This is a genomic window from Bacteroides sp. 41_26, from assembly GCF_949740115.1.
GTDB classification, from domain to species: Bacteria; Bacteroidota; Bacteroidia; order Bacteroidales; family Bacteroidaceae; genus Bacteroides; species Bacteroides nordii.
The window spans coordinates 106,942-130,038 of record NZ_CATJGZ010000079.1; the positions used below are offsets into that span (position 1 = coordinate 106,942).

Below are 23,097 nucleotides of genomic sequence, written 5' to 3' on the forward strand. Positions count from 1 at the left end.
AAATAACACGTTAGGAGGATGACTGAAAAGTCATCCCCACGGAATGAATAAATAACTCTCTATTATTTCATCCGAAGCGTAGCTATCTGCAAATTTGCCATTTCATGAGTTAGACAAACTGATATTTCTTAAATTGATGATATGGCAAAGATAGTAAAAAACTTATTTTCCGGCATACAATCCGATGCGATTTCCTTCACAATCGGCAAAAACGGCGAACCAGCCTCGTCCTTCGGCTTCGATTTTTGTCTTTGGGATGATTATTTTCCCACCGTTACGTGTGATTGCTGTTGTCATAAGCTCTATATTTTCACAATTGAAGTGAATCAGAACCCCGTGTTCCGAGGGATTGAATCCTTCTGCATAAGAGATCGCTCCCACACTCTGTTCTTCACCTTCTTCAACAAAGAATGCCATCTTTTCTGTTTCACACTCTGCTACCGGCATCTTGATGCCAAAGATTGTCTCGTAGAACTTTACCGCCGGTTGAAGTCGCTTGCCGGAATCTCAAAAAATGAAATCAACTTACTCATAGTCTTCTGTTTTTTAATGATTAATTAATTTGCTTTGCAAAGACACTGCAAAAGTAGGAACGGCAGTCGGCGTATGATAGGAAAAAAAGGACATTCTATCTTTTAGAGTGTAGAGAAGTAATCGGAGTAAGGTGCACAAAGTGCCAGATACTCTCCCGGCGTATAACCGGAAAAAGCTTTAAATTCTTTAATAAGATGGGATTGGTCATAATATCCGCATTCATAGGCCAGTTGGGCAAAATTGATGTCCGGCTGTGTTTGCAATGTGTACAAAGCCCGTTGTAAACGGACAATACGGATAAACTCTTTGGGTGTAGTGCCTACATATTCATGGAAGACCCTGTTAAACTGCTTATCGCTGAGGCAGGCTGTCTGGGCCAGACTGTGAATGGCAGGTTGGGGACACTGGTTTATTTCTTGTATGGTAGCCCCTATTCTCTTTATGTTATATTCAGCGGAAGAATAGAAGCGTTGGAGCAGAAAGTACTCTATTAGTTCTATACATTGTGTATCATCCGGTGTCTCTGCGACTCGTTTAGCCAGGTCTGCCAATGCGATGTCTCCGATATCTTCTATTGAAACATTCATTCCATATGTTTCTCTGACAGGTAACCGGAAAAAGAGTTTCGGTGTATAAGGCTGAAATACAACAGTGATCATATCAATATTTCCGGTAGAGGCCACATCGACGTAAGTATTAGATTGTCCGCAGATGAAAGCCTGTGGCTGTAGTTGCCGGGTGGTAGACGAAAACAGTTGTTTACCCCGATGGAAAGTTAAATGAACGCACCCGACAGGAATGGTTCGTTCCGTGACGGGTGCGGAGATATCAATCCGTAATATCCAGTAATACTTGATAAACGGAGTTAGTGCGGCACAAGGCTTAATGAGGCTGAATGTTTCCATACTGTGAGCAAAGATATTTTATAAATGCAGAACGTGCAAAAATACTTCTTTGCTTTTTCTTCTGATTGTAAAAAAGAGACATTCAATCCTTTTGAGAAAATAAGCCTACTTGATATTAGGGTTCAGGCTGTGCCAATCTTTTATTGCCGGGATAATCCCCATTTCAATGACCTCATCACGCAGTTTGCACAGATGTTTATAACTGTTTTCCAGTTCTTGCTGTTCGGTAGGAGTACCCTGTACTTCTTTATAGCTGACACCATCTTTCGTGATAGACGTTTCCATTGCCATCATGATATGGTTGAATTTTCCGTCGGATACATACGTGCCGGCTGGCCAGCGGAAAGGTTGTCCTCCCATAGCTGCAGCGATCATTTCAATAGAAAGATAGGCCGGGCTTTGGAAAGAAGAACGTCCTCGCAGGTCGATGATGTGCTTACCACCCTGAATAACACGTTGTTTGATAGCCTCCCATTCTGTTTGGGGCAGGTGGGTAGTACCAATCCAGTTGGTCAATGTATCACCATCTACGGTAGTAGTGGATGCAAATACTGCCATTTGTTCGCCATGCCCACCGTAGGTACGACAATTTTGTATCTTGGAAGCAGGTATTTTGAAGAACTTTACCAATTCGTTTTGCAGACGGGTGCTATCCAATGCTGCAAGTGTAGATACCTGTGAGGGTTTCAGACCGGAATAAAGCAACGTGATCAATCCTGTAATATCTGCCGGATTGAACACTACTACCACATGTTTCACGTTAGGGCAGTATTGGCGGATATCTTTACCAAATTGGGCGGCAATCTCTGCATTTCCCTTTAAAAGATCTTCACGTGTCATACCAGCTTTACGGGCAGCACCACCGGATGAAACGACGTAAGCTGCTCCCGTCAGTGCTTCCTTGATGTCAGAAGTATAGGTGAGGTTGACATTTTCAAATCCACAGTGATATAACTCTTCGGCTACACCTTCCAGTGCGGGTGCATACGGGTCATACAGGCAGATGTTAGGGGTAAGTTTCATCATCATGGCAGTTTGGGCCATATTTGAGCCAATCATTCCGGCAGCTCCTACAATCGTTAATTTCTCGTTGGTTAAGAATTCCATAATCTTATATTTTTTATAAATGAATAGGCGGTTTTTATGTTCACGCTACAAATATAACGACTTAATCGCCAGAATGTTCATTGAAAAAAGTTCTGGCTGATAATGAAAAGTTATATCGAAGAAAGGGATATCGTTTAAATAAACTATCTTTGCGAAAAATAATAGTTGGAATTTAGTTACTGACAGCTTGAAATCCTTTAATCTGACTCTGACTACGAAAATATGTTGTATAGATTCTAACTATTAACCAATAAATTTTAACTACTGGAATATTATGCGCATTGAATTAGGAAAATTCAACCAGCTTGAGGTTGTAAAAGAGGTCGATTTCGGAATGTATCTTGACGGAGGCGAGGAAGGTGAAATTTTGCTGCCTACTCGTTATGTACCCGAAAATTGTCAAATAGGAGATGTATTGAATGTATTTCTCTATCTCGATAATGAAGAAAGACTGATTGCTACCACATTGACTCCATTGGTGCAGGTGGGGGAGTTTGCTTGTCTGGAAGTGGCATGGATTAATCAGTTTGGCGCATTTCTCAATTGGGGATTGATGAAAGACTTGTTTGTGCCTTTCAGTGAACAGAAGATGAAAATGCAGGTCGGTAATAAATATATTATCCATGCTCATCTCGATGATGAAAGTTATCGCATTGTAGCTTCCGCAAAAGTAGATCGTTATCTTTCCAAAGAGAAAGCAGAGTATCAGCCGGGAGAAGAAGTTAATATTCTTATCTGGCAAAAAACAGATCTTGGGTTTAAAGCTATTATTGAGAATAAGTTTGGTGGTTTACTTTATGACAGCGAAATATTTCAGCCTTTGAAAACAGGAATGGAACTGAAGGCTTATGTGAAACAGGTTCGCGAGGATGGGAAAATAGATCTGATACTTCAGAAACCGGGGTTCGGGAAAGTAGATGATTTCTCACAAGCATTGTTCCAATATATAAAGGATAAAGGAGGTAGGATTTTGTTGACGGATAAAAGCCCTGCAGAAGATATCTACGAAACCTTTGAAGTGAGTAAGAAGACTTTCAAAAAAGCTGTTGGCGACTTATACAAGAAACGCCTGATCGTTTTGGAGGAAGATGGAATCCGGTTGGTATAATCCTAACTATGATAGGGGAATCCCTATACACGAATATAGATAATCATTAGGGTGGGGAGTTTTCTCACCCTATTTTTGTGGTATAAGAAAACACAAAAGTTGAATTACTTAAATGTATAGGGTATGAAAAAGATACATGTTTTATTGATGTTGTTGCTTCTGGTGATAAGTGCTGGTTGCGGTTCTATGAACAAGATCATGAAAGTACAGGAAGGAATGAGCAGGCAGGAGATCTCAAAGATTTTCGGCACACCGGATTACCGTCGTTTTGACAGAGGAATGGAAGAATGGGAGTATCACAGTCTGTCTGTTATTGGGGGAGAAACTAAAATAACCGTGATTACGTTTGATGAAGGAAGGGTATCAGGCATGAATACATTTGTCCGGGAAGTGTACACACATCCGGTGCCGGTACCACATATACATTAAAATATATGTTTTCAAGAGAAAAGTTTCACTTAAACAATACAGATTATGAAAAAGATACATACTTTTGGCATCTTGTTGATGATGATATTGCTTGGCAGCTGCATCTCTTCTCAAGCAGGCTTTACAAACGAACAGTTACTGAGTATTCGTAAAGGGATGACGCTGGAACAGGTAACAGATGTACTTGGCTCACCTTCTTACAGGACTTTTAATGACAAAGGGGAGGAGTGGGAGTTTCGGGTGTTCGTGTTTTCCGGTTGGTCTGTAGTTAAGGTATATTTTGTAGACGGGAGGGTGACGGAAATGAAATCTTACTTGGAGAAAGAGAGTGATTGCCATACCCGGACAGATAAAAATAAAATAGAAAAGATATGATACGTAAATTGATACTTGGTTTTTGTTTTCTGCTGGCAGTGGTTTCAGTAAAAGCTTTTTCTCTGAATGGCATTTCTATTGAAAGTCCTCGGGAACAAGTGGTTGTGTTTATTGATGGACAGCAGGTATGTAAACCTACATTTAGTTGCTTTGTTGCCAACCTGGACGGAGGCAGTTACCGTGTACAGGTGTATGCTGCCCGTCGCGGAGAACAGTTTAACAGAGAAAACTTATTGCTGGATGAACGTGTTTATTGTTCAAGTATGAGCGTGAAAGAGATTGTTATTGCAGGTGAAAATTATCCGGGGCACAGGCCTGACCGACCTGGACATAGACCGGACGATTTTAATCCATGGGAGCCGGTAATGAGCGATGATTCCTTTGAACAGTTTATAAATTCATTGAGAAATCAACCTTTTGAATCCGACCGCAATGCTTTATTCGACAATGCTTTAATGAGTTCTTATTTTACTACCGATCAGTGTATCCGCTTGTTGGAATTTTGCAGGTTTGATAGCGAAAGAAAACCATTCCTTATAAAGATATATCCGAGAATTGCTGATAAAGCAAACTTCTTCCGGGCACTGGACAAACTGACATTTAGTTCGGATAAGAAAGAAGTAAATGACTTTATAAAAAGATATCACCAAAGTAATAATATAAAATAATATACCGATTATGAAACGATTGATTATACTATTATTTGCCATCGGGATAACTGCCATGAGCAGTATGAGTATGGCGGCTATGAGTAATAGCAGGGTACGCAAAGAGACGCGCTTCCTGACTGATAAGATGGCGTATGAACTAAACCTGAATACGCAACAGTATAATGATGTCTATGAAATCAATTTTGATTTTATCTATTCCATTCGCTATTTGATGGACGATGTAATACGCGGATACGAATGGGCACTGGATGATTATTACAATTATCTGGATGTGCGTAATGACGATTTGCGTTGGGTGTTGAGTGACTCACAGTATCGTAGGTTCCTGGGACTCGATTATTTTTATCGTCCGATATATGCTAATACAGGTGGGTGGAACTTCCGTGTGTATATCACATATACGAACCATAACCACTTCTACTTCCCGAAACCACCTCATTATCGTAGTTATTCCGGAGGACATTACCGGACACATTTTCATAATGTAAGTTATTATCGTGGGCGCTATAACCATAGTTATTATCGAGGAAACTATAGTGTGAGAAATGATCGGGTGTACCATACTAATCGTCGTTCGGACTTCGGATCGGTGAATATTCGTCCGAATACAAGTATAAGGCCTTCTTCCAGACCAGGAGCTCGTCCAAGCACTGGCACGACTACCCGTCCGAGCACCGGTACAACTACCCGTCCGAGCACTGGTACAACTACCCGTCCAAGCACTGGTACAACTACCCGTCCAAGTACTGGTACAACTACCCGTCCGAGCACCGGTACAACTACCCGTCCGAGTACCGGTACAACTCGTCCAAGTACTACTCCGGGGACGTCAACCCGTCCGGGAAATTCTGAAACGAAGCCAAGTTCTACCTCTCGGCCTACTACGCGGCCCAGTAGTAGTTCTTCATCTTCAAATCGTGAAAGTACATCAGGTAGTAGAAGAGATAATAATACTTCAGGCAGCAGTAGCAGGGTAAATAGCAGTACAAGCCACAGTAGTACAAACTCCGGAAACAGTAGCCGCAGAAGTAGCTCTTCAGCTAACCGGGAAACGACTTCCCCAAGTAATAGTCGTCGTAGTTCGGTTTCCAGTGGACAGTCCGGACGTAGTTCTTCTTCCTCCAGTTCATCTTCAAGTAGCAGAAGTTCTTCTTCCAGCTCTTCTGAACGGGGAAGTAGTTCAAGAAGATAAATTATTGGGAAGTTCTTATCAATCAGGGATTATAAAGGGACGATTGGTAATTCCGGAAATAGATAATTAAAAAACTCCTCTTTTTCTATATAAATAAGGGAAAGAGGAGTTTTATGATTTGTTTGGGAAGTGCATAACTGTTTTTAGCTGTTTATTCATAGCTGTCGTCCGTCTCATTTTCCTCTTCTTCTTTTTCTGAAGAGTAGGCTTTTATTATATCTTTGGCGGGACCCGTCAATTGAATGTCCGGTTGGATTCCCGCAGCTTCAGATTCACTTATTAAACCTTTCTTTGCTAATCGTCCGGCGATAAGTCGGTAATACTCCTCCAGATTCTCTTTTAGTTTCATATCTGTAGTGAAAGAGTTGCGAAAATGTTTTGGCTTCGGAATAATGGAAGCCAGAAAAATACTTTCCTCTGTCGTCAGTTGTGACGGACGTTTACTAAAGTAAAAAGCGGCAGCTTCATGTATACCATATACCATTGGCCCCCATTCAACTATGTTTAAATAAACCTCATACATCCGTTCTTTGGATGTCAGCCTTTGTGTTTCTATTAACCACACGATAAGGGCTTCTTCCAATTTTCGAGCAAAGTTTTTATTTCTGGTAAGAAATACGTTCTTGACCAATTGCATACTTATTGTACTACCTCCCCGTGCAAAACGTTTTACTTTTAAATCGTGTATCAGTGCTTCGCGCATCGCATCAGGCAAAAAACCGCGATGATAGTAAAAAGCCCCGTCCTCACTTTGTAAAACTGACATCTGCAATAGAGGCGATATTTCGTTTAATGGGGTGAAATGTTCCCAAGAGGGGCCGACAGGAAATGTACGTACCGGCAGACCATTTTCGTAAGCTGTATACTCGAATTCATCGGACATCTTTCTTAAATTGGTAGCTCCATATTCCAATATACGAAAATCTTTCTCTTTCAGTTCTGACTCAAATTTCAGACTATCCGATGAAGCGAAATTTATATCCAAGAGAAAGCGATAGGCAAGGTTACCACTTGTTTTGATGCCCTTGAGGTTACTGAATAATCCTTTGGGAAGTGAGCTGAATAAATCATCAGCAGGAAACCAGGTTTTGTTTACTGAAGATGTGAAATGCCAATTTTCTTCTTGTTTTTCTATCCGTACGTATGGGTGGAAATCTAATTTGTTGAATGTGACGGTAGTCATACTATCCAACTCTATGGCTTGTCCGGAAATGTTGATTTGATAAGATAACTGTCCCTGGTTTAAGTTGATGATTTCCGGCGAGAGCGCTTTATGATAAATAGTCAGCCCGCTGACTTTTGCCCGGCCACTGAGTGAGAGCACCCGATTATCATTGCTTTGTGTTAAGCTGCAAGATAAAGTGTCAAAGCCAGCCTTTGCATCAAATCGTCGGGAAATAGATGGAAGTGAAATTGCTTGTCCTTCTTTTGGATACATTTCAATTTGTAGTGTACGTGTATGGTGGTTGAGTTCCCCATGAGTAATCCAATACTGGATAAGAGTATCTTCACGTACTTTTATCACAGAATGGAAATGGTTATTATTGATTTGAAGTGAGGGGAAAGTGATTGTGACGAAATTGTTATCCTTTTGCTCTGTAACACAAACTCGGTTTAATTCACCATTGGCCGGCAGAAAGCCGAAAATCAGATTTAGAAGCCTGTTGGCTTTTTGTGCGTAATCTTCCTTTTTGGCATGCTTCAACTGTTGTACTTTCGGGTGTCTTTGCATAAAAAGCCAATCATAATTTGCTGTGGAGTCCTTTTTGATGAAATGGATATATAGACCATCTACCTTTATATCATTTATCTCGATCTTTTTAGTAATCATGGTCTGAAACCGGAGCCGAATATTTGCTGATTGTAAATGGAGAAGGGTATCCTGACCTTTGGGAACAATAGAAAAATCATTTAACACTATTTCATTAAAACCGTTCAGGTGTATATCTTCATATTGAATTTGCAATTCATATGCCTGTTCTACCTGTTGGAGGCGTTGCTCAACCAAGTGTCTTATAATCTTGTTACGGCTCAGATACAACCCTGTCAGGCCAATGATGATAATACATCCGATGACTACTGTTGATTTTAATGCAATTTGTTGATACCTTTGCATAAACTTTCTCCCTTCTTGTTAGAGCTTGATTTTCTGGCTGCAAAGTTAACTATAAACTATTATTCGTAAGTACTGTATCCTAATTAAATGATCGTATCATTGAAACGCAGATTATCGTAAATTTACGCAAAGAATATTGTCCCTTAAGTGTAGCAAGCCATCTAATCAGCGAAAATCTGCGATCATTTGCGTTTCAATAAAACACTGGCATAGTATGAATTAAATTTGAAGTACCACTTATAATAATATCCGCTAAATATCGTTATTCTATATAGTTATGGAACGTTTAAAGACATTTACAGATAAACGGGGGAGTCTGACCCTTCTTGAGGTAGGACAGGATATACCTTTTCCTGTTGAACGTGTGTTTTGGATACATAATGTACCCGAAGGACAGGAACGTGGACAACATGCCAATACGGAGCTGTCCGAATATCTTGTGGCTGTCAGCGGTAGTTTTGATATCTGGACAGAAGATATAACGGGACGTAAACACTATCATCTGTCTTCTCCTTCCGAAGGCTTGTTAATTCCGCCGGGAATGTGGAAGGTTATGAGTAATTTTTCACCGGATGCTGTTGTTCTTGTTCTGGCTTCTCATCCCTACTGCCTTGATAATTATATTAATTCATACGACGAATTCCTGGAATATATAAAGAAATGACACTTGCTATCCGAGACTTACAGTTGAGCGTTGTCCGTTATACATCGGACCAAAAGATAGTTTGGGATAGTTTTGTGGCTGCCTCCAGAAATGGTACGTTTTTGTTTATGCGTGATTATATGGATTATCATGCCGATCGTTTCACCGATTATTCTCTGCTGTTTTATAAAGGAGGGCGATTGCTCGCTTTATTACCGGGAAATATGGAGGGTGATACTTACTGTACGCATGGCGGCTTGACATATGGCGGGTTCGTTCTTGCTTATCAGGCAAGTGCGAGTGTAGTACTGGAGGCATTTTATCTTTTGTGCCGTTACCTGAAAGAAACCTCCGGAATAAAGCGGATTGTTTATCGTACTATTCCTTTTATATATCATAAATATCCTGCTGAAGAGGATTTGTATGCCCTGTTTCGCTTGAATGCCCGACTGACAGAGCGGAAGATCTCTTCGGTTGTAATGCCTGGTGGAGGCTGTCCTTTCAGCACACTTCGGCGTCGAAAACTGAAGCTTGCACATATGAGTGGATTAAGCATTTGCCAGGATGACGCTTTTAGTGCTTTCTGGCCTGTTCTGGAGCAGAATCTGCAACAACGTCATGATCGATTACCGGTACATTCGTTAGAGGAGATTGTACGCCTTAATCGTCTGTTCCCGGAAGAAATAAAACTTTATCGGGTACTCGATAAAGACGAAACGGTAGGAGGATGTGTGATGTATATCTCTGGTGAAGTTGCTCATGTCCAATATATTGCTTCTACTGATAGAGGGCGGGATATGGGAGCACTTGATCTTTTGTTTGACTGCCTGATAAACCAAATTTATACAGAGAAACGTTATTTTGATTTTGGAGTTTCTGTAGAAGATGGAGGACGTTATCTGAATGAGGGATTAATATTCCAGAAAGAAGGATTTGGTGGACGTGCGGTCATGTATGATACATATGAACTTTGTTTAGACTCTGTGGATGATGATTAAATATTTCGATTTACAGCGTATTAGCGATTCTTTCGAACCGGAGATGTCGGATGTTATGCTTCGTGTGGTTCGTTCCGGTTGGTATTTACAGGGAGAAGAAAACCATCTTTTTGAAGAGGCTTTTGCTGATTATTGTGGTACAACCTGCTGTGTAGGTGTAGGTAACGGATTGGATGCATTGACTCTTATCTTTATGGCTTACTGCGAGTTGGGAGAAATGCAGCCCGGTGATGAGGTGATTGTTCCTGCCAATACTTACATTGCCTCTATATTAGCGGTGATCCGTGCCGGAATGAAGCCGGTTTTCTGTGAACCTTCTTTGTTGTCATGTAATATAGCTCCCGAAAAAATAGAATCCCTGATTACCTCCCGAACCAGAGCTATACTTCCTGTACATCTATACGGAAGATGTGCTGATATGCAGCCCATTAAAGATATAGCAAGACGTCATAATCTCAAAGTTGTGGAGGATGCGGCACAAGCTCATGGTGCCATTTATAACGGGAAACGTACTGGTAGCCTTGGAGATGCTGCCGGATTCAGTTTCTATCCGGCGAAGAACCTGGGTGCATTGGGAGATGGTGGTGCAGTGACTACCAATGATGAATCGCTTGCTGCGATGGTTCGTTCTATCGCCAATTATGGCTCTTCTGCAAAGTATGTCCACCTTTATAAAGGTATAAACAGTCGCCTGGATGAACTTCAGGCCGCCGTATTGCGTCTGAAACTGTCGCGTCTCGATGCTGACAATGAACGTCGTCGCCTGATTGCCTCTCAATACATGACGCATATTCAGAATACGCAATTAACCTTGCCACGAGTCGATGACTGGCAGCAGCATGTATTTCATATTTTCCCTATCTTTTCATCTTGCCGTGACAGGTTGCAGACTTTCCTTGCGGAGGAAGGAATACAAACACAGATACATTATCCGATTCCTCCGCACAAACAAGAGGCCTTGACTGAATATGCTGCTCTTTCATTGCCGGTGACGGAGCAAATACATCGTGAAGAATTGAGCTTGCCCATGTCTCCCCTGATGACGGTTGAAGAAGTGGCCTATGTGATTGCGGCAATCAATAAGTTTGAATAAATCTGTTCGTATTCTGGGGATTAATGTGTTTCCCAAAAGTCTGCATACTGTTGTGCCACTTTTACATAGTCATGATGCTTTCTTACGTATTCAATGCTTTGTGCTGATAGTATTGGAATCTGTTCTTTATGTTGCACGATGAATTCCAGTTTCCGGAAAATATCTTCTTCGGAAGGATATACGTTAATAATAGGACGTAGTTCTTTCTCGTTTATTATTTCATAATTTTCTTCTTCTCCACCTCCCACAACGATAATCCCTTTTGCCATAGCTAACAAAGAGTTCATAGAAGGAGTATATGAATATAACTGATCTAATTGTACGTCGGCGTCATCCATTAACCGTTGATAGGTATCATAGGGAGTATCGATAGCTTCTGTAATATAGCATCGGTCCGGATATCTTTGTTGTACTTCCTTGAGAACGGGATACATAATATCTGTTCCTTTGATATCACTTCGTGCAGATTGAATACCGATAAAAAAGTTCACTTTTTCGGGTTCGGGCCGTACCCGGCTAACAATGTCAGAATAGTCAATCGGGAGTGGGATGAACGTTAATTTATCCGGGAAGTATGAAGTGTAAGATACATAATACTCCCATAGGCAGGCTATGATGCCATTGCAGGTTTGAGCTATTTCTTTGTTGGCACGTGCTGTTCCGCCGTACAGGCATTCTTTTATTATTTTACGGTTGACAGGCGTGTCTCTGAATTTGTCCTGAGATTTGAAATCAGAATATTTAAAGACATTCGTTTCCATGCAGGTTTTTACGTAGTAATGGTCTGTACCAAAGGCACCTAAGAATATCTTCTTATTATGTTTCCGTAAAAAACGATAGATGGGCAGGCTCTTTTCCGGTTTCAGATGCAGAAAACAGGGATTAACGATTTGTACGATATCATATCCCTTTAATTTAGGAAGCAATAATAAAACCTTTGCCAGATATTTGACTCCATCTATTTTTCCATTTGTTGGGCGCAACAGAGAGATATCCCGTTTATAATTTTTCCAGTGGTTGCCGTCTGAGACAACACACACTTCATGTCCTAATATGCGGAGTCCTTCTGCTAAGGTCCAATGGATATTGCTGAATTCACCGAGAAGTAGTATTTTCATAGCAGTGCAAAAAGATTGAGGGGTATTCGGGCTACAGAGTATTTCCATGAGTATTTTTCATTTGGTAATGGAAGAAACTGATGTTTTTTTAATTCTTTTAGAGCCGCAGGATATCCCAAAAGTGGATAATGGTTGTGTATTAATTGTAATATATAGTCAATCGTGAGGAAATGAATTCTCCTTTGTAGCGCCCGTTGTTGCTGTGAAGAAGCTTCTGCAGCTGTCTCTTTCAGATAGTTTTTCAGATCTGTCAGTATTTGCCGGAAATTCTGTATCCGTTGAGTACGGTTGGTTACATCCTGCTTGTGCAAAATAGAATGGGGGCACTGATAATAGGCATATACTGTCAAGTTTGTTATGATAGTAGTTCCGGCATGGAAATAGGCTTTGGCCACGAATGCTTCGTCTTCGTGATAGGCATTTTCAGGGAATACAAGCCGATGTTTGAGAAGCCATTCTCTTAGAAAAAGATGCCTCCAGGCTGTACCCATGAAATTATGTTCATTCATAAATGCAGCTCCTGTCGGGTAGGTTTTAAATGTAACTTCTTCTTTACTTCTAACTGCTTCATTGGAGTGTGATACTTGTTGAAATCCAAAAGATATCATATCCGGATGTTGTGTTAGCAGAACTATACATTGTGCCAGCATTCCCGGAAATAGATAGTCATCCGCATCTATAAATAACAGATATTCTCCCCGGGCTTTACCAATACCAATATTACGCGCTCCACCCAATCCTTTGCCATTATCATCCTCAATGAGTATTTCGTAGTCCTCTGTTTCCATACCCTGATTGCGGATGGAAGTAATACAACGTTCCAGCATTTTTTTATTTGCCGTTCCATAAAAAGGAATGATTATACTTAGTAATGGCTTCATTATGCAAAAATAGTAATTTATTTAATATGCTGCCATAGTCTTTTTATGGCAATCCATAAGGAGAATGTGATTAATAACATACATATTGCATAGCCGTACCAAGGATTAACAGGTACCAGATAGCGTACAGAAATAAAACTGGCTATAGCTAATGTACTGGTAAAGAGAAATAGGTATAATACTTCCCGGTTAAATACAATCTTGAAGATTTTTCTGCAGGTAATTCCCACTATTGCCAGATAGCAGACATAACTGAATAAAAAAGCAATGCCTATTCCTTCAATTCCCCATAAAGTATATCCTATGATATTGGTTATTAGTATAGTGCTCCATGAAAATAATTCGGTACCAAGAAATAACCGGTGTGCTCCTTTAACGATAAGTATATATCCCATACTGGTAGAAACCACTTTAAAGATCATACCTAAGATGGCCCATGACAGAAAAGGAATGACCGGTAGGAACGATTTGGTCAGTAGCAGGCGGACAATCAGAGGTGCTGTTGGCAGAAAGATTGTGATAACCGGACACAGTATCAGCAGTGATACTATGGTCTGCTGATTCATTATGGAACTGAGCTTTGTGTTTTGATTATGAACGGCTGCCAGTCGGGGGTAGTAGTCGGTACTCATTGCCACAAAGATAAGCCCGATGTATTTGTCTATCAGTCCGAACCCGGACTGGTAGATACCCACATCTTCCAATCCACCGTGACTTCTAAGGTAGATATTGAATAGATAGCTGACCAATGTACTGGCAAAACCGCTGATGGTAAGCATGGCTCCGATTGTGATGATACTTTTACCTTCCTGACGAACAGATAAAGGTGGCACTTTTTGTTTGTCGCGGAACAGCAGTGTAGCAAAGTAACCACAAATGGAAGAGAGTATAATAGCAACCACAACACCGTCTGTTCTCCATATATAGTAAATAGGTAGTGAGATAAGAAGTCCTGCAGATGCACCCAGTAGATTGGCTTGTGCCAGAATACGGAGGCGTCGGAATCCTTGAAATATGGCGAGTTCTCCTTTGGTTAGCGTGTCAAATAAGATGGTACAGGCGAGCCACATATATGCTCCTGTGAAGTCTCGCGTTCCGAAACTCCATTGTGATAGCCATGGAGAAAGTGCAAGCACCACCACTGCACCGAGTAATCCGGCATATAAGCTCATTTGCCGGATTAGAGTTGCTATTTGTGCAGCTTTACGGGGATCTCCGGCGGAGGAGAGGCTTTTGACACCTCCCTGATTGATACCTAACCCCGTTATACTTTGTACCATGCTTATGGCATTGTTGAACATTCCTAACAGGCCTACACCGTCTACACCAAGAAGCAATGCCACCACTTTGGTACGTACCAAAGTAAGCAGAACCTGAAAAGCCTGTACGCCTCCGAAGAGGGCTGTAGCTTTTACGATACTTCTATATTCTTTTTGTTGTTCCATAAAACAATAGGCAAAGATAATTAAAAATAGTACACTGTCCGCATATAAGCGTACATGTGTTCATTTTCGTACACTAAGGATTTACTTTATGTTGTTGGTTATCAGTGTTTTATTATTCTGGCACACCTCTTGCATTTATATATTACGAAGGCGGTCATCAAATAAAAAACGAAAAAAAACAGAAAGTGATGCAACCTTTGAATAAGTCAATACGTCTAATATATAAACAGGAAAAAATTTAACTAATAAAAAATATACGATTATGAAAACTACAGTATTTTTCAGAATGATTGTTTTAGTAGTGATGACAATTACAGGTGTTGTAAATGCAGAGTTAAAAGCACAGGATACGAACTTTGTAACGAATGAAGTTAAAGAGGGTGACTTAGTTACGTCGAAGGTTATCTATCGTATGGATGGTTCGCTTTATCGTCATATGAAATATGATTTTTCTTATGATGATCAGAATAGAATGACTGCAAAAGAGGCATTTAAGTGGGATGGTAGTCATGACAAATGGACTCCGTATTTTAAGATTACTTATTTGTACACCAATAATGAAATCACAATGGAATATGCACGTTGGAATGAGAGTCGCAAAGCATATATTGATTCAGTAGAGAAGACGGTTTATGAGTTGAATGAACAAAACATGCCGGTTGCCTATATGAACTATAAGTGGAATAAATCGGAGAGTGACTGGACTATGAATGTGGTAAACAGAGTTGACTATAATTCAAATCTGATAGCATTTGCTTATTAAAAATATTTGTAATAAAAATAAAAACGAAGCTCCGCGTTACTTTCTTGGTAACGCGGAGCTTCGTTTTTCAGTGTATACTTTCTTTTATGGAAGTACAATTTTATCTGTAATGCAATAATTATTGCAGTAAACACGAATGATATAAAAACCACCCATGAGTCCGCCGGTTGGTAGAATGAAATAATTACCTGCTACGGCAGGTGTATTTGTGAAAAGCACTTGTCCGCTGATGCTAAGTATTTCTACTTTGTCTATACGTTCGCTTTGCAGAGTGAAATATCCGTCATGTGGGTTGCCAGATATCTGAATTCTGTTTTTATATCCGTTCCCCGGAGTATAAATGCCCGTAGCACGGTCCAGCATTAAAGTGGTAATGATAGGGTCATGGTCAGAACAGCGATAGGGATCCGGCGAATAGTTTATGGCATTTTTGTAACCAAATTTACTTTGTTCATCTGCATTGATATGCCAGGGCGCTGCATCTACTACCTGCTTGCTCATGCTGGCAGAGGCTATGGAGTGATCCAGATAGCCGATAGCTCCATTGTAGGCATAGCTATAATCCTGCGGAGAGAAATGCTCCAGCAAGTTCACTAAAGAAGTATTTGTAAGTATCCGTATCGGGTCTTCTTTGGAGTATGCATTCAGATCTCCCAGTATCAGTATATCCGGGTCTTCGTAATAATTGGTTAGTGCATTCAGTTCGTTGACCAATGTGTAGGCTTCTGCTTTCCGTTGATTATTTGATTTCCCCTGTCCGTCATATTGATCGGCATCGGTGCCGCTACCAGACGATTTCGACTTAAAATGATTCAATGAGATAATCAGCCTTTCCTGGTTTTCTTTCAGATTGAAGGCCTGTGCTACATGACGGAGTTTGAGGTATGAACCAATGGTGAGGACTTCTTTATAAGGTTCTACCTTATCCGTGTTGTAAACAAATACATTCTTAGTATACGTACTTTCTTTCGTATCCCCATTGTCTGTATAAGCATACCGGTTTGTTCCGGCTATGTCATTCAATCCTTTCACAATATCCTGCACGGCCGTTTGTCCTTCACCAACTTCGCAGAGTGCGTATATGTCTGCATTTATTGCTTTGAGAGCTGCAAGTATTTTAGTACGCTGGCGTGTGAACTCATTCAGGTTGGCTGCACCGTAGTCCGGATTCCACAATGACGAATTAGCAATGTAGAAGTTCAGGTTGAAGCTGGCGATTTTCAGGTTGTGTGGTGCTGTTACTTTCCGGGGGTGAGTGGTACGCTCATTACCTACGAAGGAAGGAGCCATTTTGGGGATGATTGTATAAGTGCCGTTATTGACAGATACTGTTCCCGTGAGGTTGGTGGTTTGTTGTCCGGTACGGTAAAAAGCTGTTTTATCTACTTTAAGGGATAGTATGCGCTTAGGGAACTCTTTTTGCCATTGAGCATACATTTCTTCCCCCGGTTCATGTTCTTCTGTGGCAGACTGTATGCGTTCGGCGGCTAAAACCAATATACCATTAGAACTTAATTGCCGGGTATCCGTGATAATGAGCGGATTGGTAATGGTTACATCCTTTCCATTCAGGCCTGTATTAAAATCATCAGGGAAGATAATCTTTTGTTGACCAAGCAGAGCGGTCGGCAGGAAAATCAGTAATAGGAGTAACCTTTGCTTCATAGACAGCTTTTTTGTTTATGAAGCAAAGATACTGATATTATTGGTTACTCAATAGCCTTTCCTTTGTAGAAGTCGAGAATCTTGGTACGGAACAGATAATCATATTTTGCCTGTATCTTGTCCGACAGCGATTTTGTCAGATTCTGTTTGGCTTCGTTGTATTCAACGAAAGTAGCTTTCCCGTTATCGAACTTTTCGCTCATCAGGCGGAAAGACTCTTCGTTGGCTGCGACGGCCGCTGTACTACTGTTGAATTTGCTTTCGGCAGCTATAGCGTTGTACCATGCCTGTTGAATCTCTTTGTAAAGCACCTTTTTAGTGTTATCAAGTTTCAGGGCGAGATTGGTTTGCTGTAGTCGGGCACTGCGAACGCGGTTACGGGTAGCCAAGCGGTTAAACAGTGGTATACTCAGATTGAATCCGATGCCTTTATTCAGATTGTTTTTCAACTGAGATCCGAAACTGTGCTCGGCAGATCCGTTTAGTGTATAGAAATTCGTTCCCAAATTCGCTCCGAAAGAAAGTTGTGGGTAGTAGTTACTTTGTGCGATGCGTATACTCTTTTCACTACCTTCCAAGCGGAGTTGTGCAGCCCGGATACCCGGTTTATTACTCAATGCTTCTGTATATATATCATCCGGTGGGGTCAGCGGGGCGAAATCTACAAGAGTATCTGGTTGTGCGAGTGAAAATCCTTTGGGAGTAGACAGTTCCAGCAATTGGCTCAAATTCAGTAAAGCCAATTGGTAATTGTTTTCAGCTTGTACTAAACTCATTTCATCTTGTGCTACCCGTGCTTTAGCTTCAGCTACTTCAGCTGCCGACGCTTTTCCTACTTCGGCCAGGCGGGTAATACGTTTGCATTGTTCTTTACTGAGTTCAACCTGGCTGGCTGCTACTTTATTGAGTTCCATATTAAATAAAACCTGTAGATAAGAAGAGGTCACATTAATAGCAACATCCTCTTTTGCCTTATTCAGATCTTCAATAGCAGCTTTGAAATTCAGTTTGCTAAGGGCATACTGATTGGGTAGTTGCAGTCCGGTAAATAGTGGGACATTGGTACTAAGACCGAATTGTGTACTACCACTATTGATGTCACTATACGTATTGTCTACCGGTGAAGCCGAACGTCCCCAGCTCCAGCTCTGACCTGCCGAGCCACTCAAATTCGGTAACCTTGCCCACTTTGCCGTATTTGCCTCTATAGCACTTTGTTCGGCAGCATTAGCTGTTTGCTGAATTTCTATATTGTGCTCGATGGCATAGTCGATACATTGGCGTAGCGTCCACCCTTCTTGAGCCTGACTGGTGGCATAGAGTGTGGCAAGAGAGAATATAATAAGTCCTTTTTTCATAATTTCCTGTTATTGATTTTACTTCTTATCTTTCTTTTCCGCTCCACGGATTTTGTCTTTGGCTGTTACGCCACTTTTAATTTCAATCTTGATACCATCACTCATGCCGGCTATAACCGGTTTGCGCTGGAATTTCTGTTCTGGTACGGAATCTGTCATTATATATACAAATGTAGAGTCACCACTGAATTCAATCACGCTTTCGGGCACCGCCAATGCCTGCTGGGCACGTTGAAGCACAATCTCTGCGTTGGCCGAGTAGCCCGAACGGATCTGTACACTATCCGGAACGACTACCGCTGCTTTTATCTCAAACTGATTGGCTCCGTTTTCTTCCACACCTTTTGGTGAAATGTATTCCAGTATAGCATCGAATGTCAGGTTCTGCAATGCACCGATAGTCAGTTTTACGGGCATACCTTCGTGGATACGGCCTACTTCCGTTTCGTCTATCTTGCCTTTAAAGATCAGGTCATTCATGTTGGCCACCGTAGCAATAGTCGTTCCGTCATTGAACGTATTACTCATGATAACCGAATTACCGGCCTTTACCGGAACATCCAGGATCAGTCCGTCTATTGTAGAGCGAATCAGTGTACTGGAAAGTGAAGCACTGTTTTTGGTAATGCCTTCCTTGATGATTTCGAGAGCATCTTTGGCTGTTTGCACTTCCACATGGCTTTGTTTCAGTGCTACTTCGCTTTTCTCAAAGTCTTCTCGGCTGATCAGCTTGTCTTTGAATAGTTTCTCAATACGGTCAAAGTCTGTTTGTGCCTGCTTCTCATTTATTTCCGCCAGGCGCACACGACTTTCGGCGGAGTTTACCTGTCCCAGTTCCGGGATTACCTTTACTTTGGCAATCACTTCACCTTTGCGGATACTTTGTCCGGCTTCTTTATACACTTCGTCAATGATACCGGAGATCTGGGGTTTGATAAGAATTTCATCGCGTGGTTCTACTTTTCCCGTAGCTACGGTTGTTTTTTGAAGGTCGGCCACCTCTGCTGTTACGGTTTCGTATACAACAACTTTGGGTCTTGATTTCATCCACAGGAATACAAATGTCCCTATAATACCGGCTGCTAGGAGTACTAACAATGTGATTTTCAGAAACTTTTTCATTTTAGTTTTATTTTTGATTTTTATTTTATTCTTGTTTTTCACTTTTCTTTGGCCCACGTATCTGTTATTCGTCCCTGATAGCCTCTATCGGTTTTATAGCCATTGCCCGGTAAGCAGGTGCCAGTCCTGCCAGCATGCCCAGCGTGACAAGTAGTAGGCAAGTACCTACGGCTAAGCCGAATGTCACCTGAAAGCCGAAAGACCTTCCGCTGTCACTGGTAATCGTCAGATCCATAACCTGAAGCACCAGCACGGCAAATGAAATTCCCATCATTCCGGCTACAGTGGTCAGTACCATGCTTTCGGAGAGAATCTGCTGGAGAATATCTTTGGGGCGTGCACCAATGGCACGGCGAATTCCAATTTCGGTTGTACGTTCGCGGACAGTCACCATCATAATATTCGATACCCCGATTGCTCCTGCCAGCAGTGTACCCAGTCCCACCATCCAGATAAGAATGCGTATTCCCGTGAACAAGTTGTCCATCATTGAAAACATGGCTTCTGTGTTCAGTACCATGATTGCTTGTTTGTCGTCCGGCGATATGAAGTGTGCTTCTTTAATGATACGTTCTACTTCCGGTTGTATATCGGTCACTTTCAGTCCGGGTTTCACTGTAAAGCAGGCCAGCTCTATGTTACGTCCCAGATTATAGGCCCGTTGCATGGTGGTGAAGGGTAGTATAACCGATTCTGACGACTGTCCTTGAATATTGATATTTCCTTCTGCTGCCGACATGCCGATGACACGGTAGTAAATTCCGTCTACACGTATGTATTTCCCCAGCGGGTCAGTTCCCGGGGTGAACAGGCTTTCGTATACACGCTTTCCGATGACGCACACTTTGCGTGCCTCACGGATATCCACATCGTTTATAAATCGTCCGAGTGCGATATCCTGTGCTTCGATATTTTCATATTCGGGGTGCAGACCTTTTACGATACAGTCGAACTTTTTGTCCTCGTGCACGGATTTAGCCCCCCAGCGGGCAATGGAAGGAGTAATAAGCTCGATGCCTTCTACATTTTCACGTATCCGTTCAATATCATCGATGTTCATACTCCACCAACGGCCTTTACTAAATCCTTTGTAAGCCTCACCTGTACGTTGGGGCCAGGCAAATCCCGAGTTGGTAGCAAACCCCTCAAATTGTACTTGCATTGCATTTTGCATACCCTGTCCGCCACCAATGAGTGCCACAAGCATGAAAATACCCCAGAATACACCGAATGCCGTAAGCAGGCTTCGGGTTTTGTTTCTTGTTATCGTGATGAGGATTTCCTCACACGTGTCCATGTCTATTCGCATCTTTATTATTTACTAAGTGCTATATTATTTGGTATGAGCTAAACGACAAAAGAATATTCTGTTTCCCTCATGCCTCATTTGTTTATCTCGGATTTCCGTTAAGTTACGAAGATCTTTTAATCTTAAATTGTAAATCGTCCATCGTAAATATTATTAATCCGCTCTCAGTGCCTCAATCGGGCTGATACTAACCGCTTTGCGTGCGGGGAAAAATCCTGCCAGTGTTCCTGCAACTACCAGCGTCAGAGTTGCTTGTATGGCAATGTTTAGGTCCACCGTCGGGTTGGAGAATACTGTCTCCGACCACATGCCGTTGTCCATTTGCTGGTTTCCGAAAGCACTGTTCATCCATTCTGTTACGGCAATGCCCGCTACCATACCTATGTATCCGAAGAAAGTTGTTATAGCGATACTCTCTACGATGATAAGCCATAAGATAGATCCCGGTTTGGCTCCTAAGGCCTTGCGGATGCCGAATTCGTGGGTACGTTCTTTTACGGTAATCAGCATAATGTTTGATACCCCCACAATGCCACTTAGCAGCGTAAAGATACCTATTACCCAGATGGCAATCCGAAGCATATTCATTGCACCCATGTTCCGCAGATAATTGGTAAATCGATTCCATATCCAGATAGCACTGTTATCTGTGGGATCAAAGCGGTGATTTGCTCCTAGCACTTTACGGTATTGTGTTTCAAAGGCTTCGTTGTCTTCTATTGATTTCAGATTTTTGGTGGTAAACACAATGTTGTTTAGTTTATCACCTTTATTATAAATAATCTGAAGGGTAGTAAAAGGGATATAGGCATCGCTTGAGCTATTGTCTCCCTGATCTTTGTATAGTCCTATCACCTGATAGACGATACCTCCGGTCTTCACATTTTGCCCGATGGGGTTTATATGGGTTTTCCCGAAGAGTATATCGGCTGTCTTGACGTTAAGAACAACAACTTTTCTGCGTTGTTGTATATCCATTTCGTTGATAAACCTTCCTTCGGACAGTTTTACAGTTTCCACTTCCGGGAAGTTGGGAAATACACCTGTAAGACTCAGATTGACATACTCTTTGCCAAAGCTGAGGTTGGCACTACTCTGATACAGAGTTGCACCGACGCTGATTACGTTTTCCTGAAATTGTTGTTTTGTCACATCCAGGTCTTTGTTGTCCAGCCGGATATTTCGTCCCTCTTTCAGTCCTTCGTATGATTTGGTTGTCCACCCCGGATATATTTTTATGGAATTCAGCGCCCTTTCCGAAGACGATTGCTCAAAGGCATGTATTAATCCGTTGCCTGCTCCTAACAGCACGATAAGCATAAAAATTCCCCATGCCACAGCAAATCCGGTGAGGAAGGTACGAAGTTTATTCCGCTTGATGGTACCGTATATTTCTTGCCAAATGTCAAACATGATTTTATTTACGATTTAACGATTTACAATTAGACGATTGAAATTACTTTTGTATTTACGACTGTCCCTTGGCTTTATGATTTACAAAGATTTTTCAATCGTAAATTGTCAATCGTCCAATCGTAAATATCTTTACTTCATTATTCCGTGTTGTCCGAAAGGCGATGCATCGTGGTCTAGATTCTCCTCAATCTTTTCGATAATTCCGTCTTTGATATGGATTATTTTGTCGGTCTGGTTGGCCACACCGCTTTCGTGGGTCACTACTACGATAGTCATTCCTGTTTTGTGAAGGTCTTTCAGGATTTGCATCACTTCAACGGAAGTCTTACTATCCAATGCTCCGGTGGGTTCATCGGCAAGGATTATCTGTGGCTGGGTGATTAGTGCCCGTGCTATTGCCACACGTTGTTTTTGCCCACCGCTCATTTCGTTTGGCATGTGATGTGCCCAGTCTTTCAGTCCCAGTTTGTCGAGATATTCCAGTGCTAAAGCGTTCCGTTTTTTACGTCCCACTCCCTGGTAGAATAACGGGAGGGCTACATTTTCCACTGCATTTTTAAAAGAAATCAGATTGAAAGATTGGAAAATAAACCCGATCATCCGGTTTCTGTATTCTGCAGCTTTCGTTTCGCTGAGGTTCTTTATCAATACATTGTTCAGGTAATATTCGCCGGTATCATAATTGTCCAGAATGCCCAGTATATTTAGTAAGGTGGATTTTCCAGAGCCCGATGCCCCCATGATGGATACAAACTCACCCCGTTTGATATCGAGGTTGATACCTTTGAGTACATGGAGAGGTGCTCCGTTGTAGTAGGTCTTGTTAATGTCTTTAAGGTATATCACAAT

General features: G+C 41.6%; 21 protein-coding genes and 1 pseudogene. 9 read left to right on the forward strand and 13 right to left on the reverse strand.

Features of this window, described 5'->3' with window-relative positions; all coding sequences use genetic code 11:
- Nucleotides 1-162: 162 nt before the first annotated feature.
- The 3 genes and pseudogenes from QX565_RS10765 to QX565_RS10775 all read right to left on the reverse strand — a co-directional run bounded on the left by QX565_RS10765 (nt 163) and on the right by QX565_RS10775 (nt 2,546).
- Nucleotides 163-533: pseudogene (locus tag QX565_RS10765) on the reverse strand (VOC family protein).
- Between the two features lie 102 nt (nt 534-635).
- Nucleotides 636-1,439, reverse strand: a complete 804-nt coding sequence (locus QX565_RS10770; protein WP_289292756.1) for an AraC family transcriptional regulator — start codon at nt 1,437-1,439, stop codon at nt 636-638.
- A gap of 105 nt (nt 1,440-1,544) precedes the next feature.
- Nucleotides 1,545-2,546 (reverse strand): malate dehydrogenase, encoded by a 1,002-nt coding sequence (locus tag QX565_RS10775; RefSeq protein WP_221650294.1) that lies wholly within the window; start codon nt 2,544-2,546, stop codon nt 1,545-1,547.
- Between the two features lie 274 nt (nt 2,547-2,820).
- Here QX565_RS10775 and QX565_RS10780 point away from each other — a divergent pair, with 274 nt between their 5' ends.
- The 5 genes from QX565_RS10780 (at nt 2,821) to QX565_RS10800 (ending at nt 6,321) form a co-directional block, all read left to right on the forward strand.
- Nucleotides 2,821-3,654 carry a CvfB family protein gene (locus QX565_RS10780; protein ID WP_221650295.1) on the forward strand — a complete coding sequence of 278 codons (834 nt, stop codon included), beginning with the start codon at nt 2,821-2,823 and terminating at the stop codon, nt 3,652-3,654.
- Between the two features lie 123 nt (nt 3,655-3,777).
- Nucleotides 3,778-4,083 carry an outer membrane protein assembly factor BamE domain-containing protein gene (bamE, locus tag QX565_RS10785; RefSeq protein ID WP_221650296.1) on the forward strand — a complete coding sequence of 102 codons (306 nt, stop codon included), beginning with the start codon at nt 3,778-3,780 and terminating at the stop codon, nt 4,081-4,083.
- A 45-nt stretch (nt 4,084-4,128) separates the two neighbouring features.
- On the forward strand, nt 4,129-4,458 hold the full coding sequence (gene bamE, locus QX565_RS10790; RefSeq protein WP_221650297.1) for an outer membrane protein assembly factor BamE domain-containing protein: 330 nt from the start codon (nt 4,129-4,131) through the stop codon (nt 4,456-4,458).
- On the forward strand, nt 4,455-5,126 hold the full coding sequence (locus QX565_RS10795; RefSeq protein ID WP_289292757.1) for a proline and serine-rich protein 1 family protein: 672 nt from the start codon (nt 4,455-4,457) through the stop codon (nt 5,124-5,126). The genes bamE (QX565_RS10790) and QX565_RS10795 overlap by 4 nt, the downstream gene beginning before the upstream one ends.
- 10 nt (nt 5,127-5,136) lie before the next feature.
- Nucleotides 5,137-6,321 carry a hypothetical protein gene (locus tag QX565_RS10800; protein WP_289292758.1) on the forward strand — a complete coding sequence of 395 codons (1,185 nt, stop codon included), beginning with the start codon at nt 5,137-5,139 and terminating at the stop codon, nt 6,319-6,321.
- 151 nt (nt 6,322-6,472) lie between these two features.
- Here the strand turns inward: QX565_RS10800 and QX565_RS10805 are convergent, their stop codons facing one another.
- A complete protein-coding gene (locus tag QX565_RS10805) occupies nt 6,473-8,437 on the reverse strand; it encodes a biosynthetic peptidoglycan transglycosylase (RefSeq protein WP_289292759.1) in 1,965 nt (654 codons plus the stop codon).
- Nucleotides 8,438-8,714: 277 nt separating this feature from the next.
- Here QX565_RS10805 and QX565_RS10810 point away from each other — a divergent pair, with 277 nt between their 5' ends.
- The 3 genes from QX565_RS10810 to QX565_RS10820 are packed head-to-tail and all read left to right on the forward strand — an operon-like array spanning nt 8,715 to nt 11,171.
- A complete protein-coding gene (locus QX565_RS10810) occupies nt 8,715-9,101 on the forward strand; it encodes a sugar 3,4-ketoisomerase (RefSeq protein ID WP_002559095.1) in 387 nt (128 codons plus the stop codon).
- Nucleotides 9,098-10,078 carry a GNAT family N-acetyltransferase gene (locus QX565_RS10815; protein ID WP_289292760.1) on the forward strand — a complete coding sequence of 327 codons (981 nt, stop codon included), beginning with the start codon at nt 9,098-9,100 and terminating at the stop codon, nt 10,076-10,078. Before QX565_RS10810 ends, QX565_RS10815 begins: the two co-directional genes overlap by 4 nt.
- Complete coding sequence (locus tag QX565_RS10820) at nt 10,071-11,171, forward strand: DegT/DnrJ/EryC1/StrS family aminotransferase (RefSeq protein WP_289292791.1); 1,101 nt, start codon at nt 10,071-10,073, stop codon at nt 11,169-11,171. Before QX565_RS10815 ends, QX565_RS10820 begins: the two co-directional genes overlap by 8 nt.
- A gap of 20 nt (nt 11,172-11,191) precedes the next feature.
- Here QX565_RS10820 and QX565_RS10825 read toward each other — a convergent pair whose 3' ends face one another.
- From QX565_RS10825 to QX565_RS10835, 3 genes are read right to left on the reverse strand one after another with little or no spacing between them, the layout of a single operon-like run.
- Complete coding sequence (locus tag QX565_RS10825) at nt 11,192-12,289, reverse strand: glycosyltransferase (RefSeq protein WP_289292761.1); 1,098 nt, start codon at nt 12,287-12,289, stop codon at nt 11,192-11,194.
- Nucleotides 12,286-13,170: a glycosyltransferase family 2 protein gene (locus QX565_RS10830; protein WP_289292762.1), complete on the reverse strand. Its 885-nt coding sequence runs from the start codon at nt 13,168-13,170 to the stop codon at nt 12,286-12,288. Before QX565_RS10830 ends, QX565_RS10825 begins: the two co-directional genes overlap by 4 nt.
- A gap of 17 nt (nt 13,171-13,187) precedes the next feature.
- Nucleotides 13,188-14,615, reverse strand: coding sequence for an O-antigen translocase (locus QX565_RS10835; protein WP_289292763.1), 1,428 nt, complete (start codon nt 14,613-14,615; stop codon nt 13,188-13,190).
- Between the two features lie 262 nt (nt 14,616-14,877).
- Between QX565_RS10835 and QX565_RS10840 the strand changes: the two genes are divergently transcribed.
- Nucleotides 14,878-15,378 (forward strand): DUF3836 domain-containing protein, encoded by a 501-nt coding sequence (locus QX565_RS10840; RefSeq protein ID WP_221650305.1) that lies wholly within the window; start codon nt 14,878-14,880, stop codon nt 15,376-15,378.
- An 84-nt stretch (nt 15,379-15,462) separates the two neighbouring features.
- Here QX565_RS10840 and QX565_RS10845 read toward each other — a convergent pair whose 3' ends face one another.
- The 6 genes from QX565_RS10845 to QX565_RS10870 all read right to left on the reverse strand — a co-directional run bounded on the left by QX565_RS10845 (nt 15,463) and on the right by QX565_RS10870 (nt 23,094).
- Nucleotides 15,463-17,043, reverse strand: coding sequence for an ExeM/NucH family extracellular endonuclease (locus tag QX565_RS10845; protein ID WP_255585905.1), 1,581 nt, complete (start codon nt 17,041-17,043; stop codon nt 15,463-15,465).
- A gap of 44 nt (nt 17,044-17,087) precedes the next feature.
- Nucleotides 17,088-18,401 (reverse strand): TolC family protein, encoded by a 1,314-nt coding sequence (locus tag QX565_RS10850; protein WP_221650306.1) that lies wholly within the window; start codon nt 18,399-18,401, stop codon nt 17,088-17,090.
- An 18-nt stretch (nt 18,402-18,419) separates the two neighbouring features.
- A complete protein-coding gene (locus QX565_RS10855) occupies nt 18,420-19,523 on the reverse strand; it encodes an efflux RND transporter periplasmic adaptor subunit (protein ID WP_289292764.1) in 1,104 nt (367 codons plus the stop codon).
- A gap of 64 nt (nt 19,524-19,587) precedes the next feature.
- A complete protein-coding gene (locus QX565_RS10860) occupies nt 19,588-20,832 on the reverse strand; it encodes an ABC transporter permease (RefSeq protein WP_289292765.1) in 1,245 nt (414 codons plus the stop codon).
- Between the two features lie 153 nt (nt 20,833-20,985).
- Entirely contained in the window at nt 20,986-22,245 is a 1,260-nt protein-coding gene (locus QX565_RS10865) for an ABC transporter permease (protein WP_289292766.1), read from the reverse strand.
- Nucleotides 22,246-22,377: 132 nt separating this feature from the next.
- Nucleotides 22,378-23,094, reverse strand: a complete 717-nt coding sequence (locus tag QX565_RS10870; RefSeq protein WP_221650310.1) for an ABC transporter ATP-binding protein — start codon at nt 23,092-23,094, stop codon at nt 22,378-22,380.
- Nucleotides 23,095-23,097 lie beyond the last annotated feature (3 nt).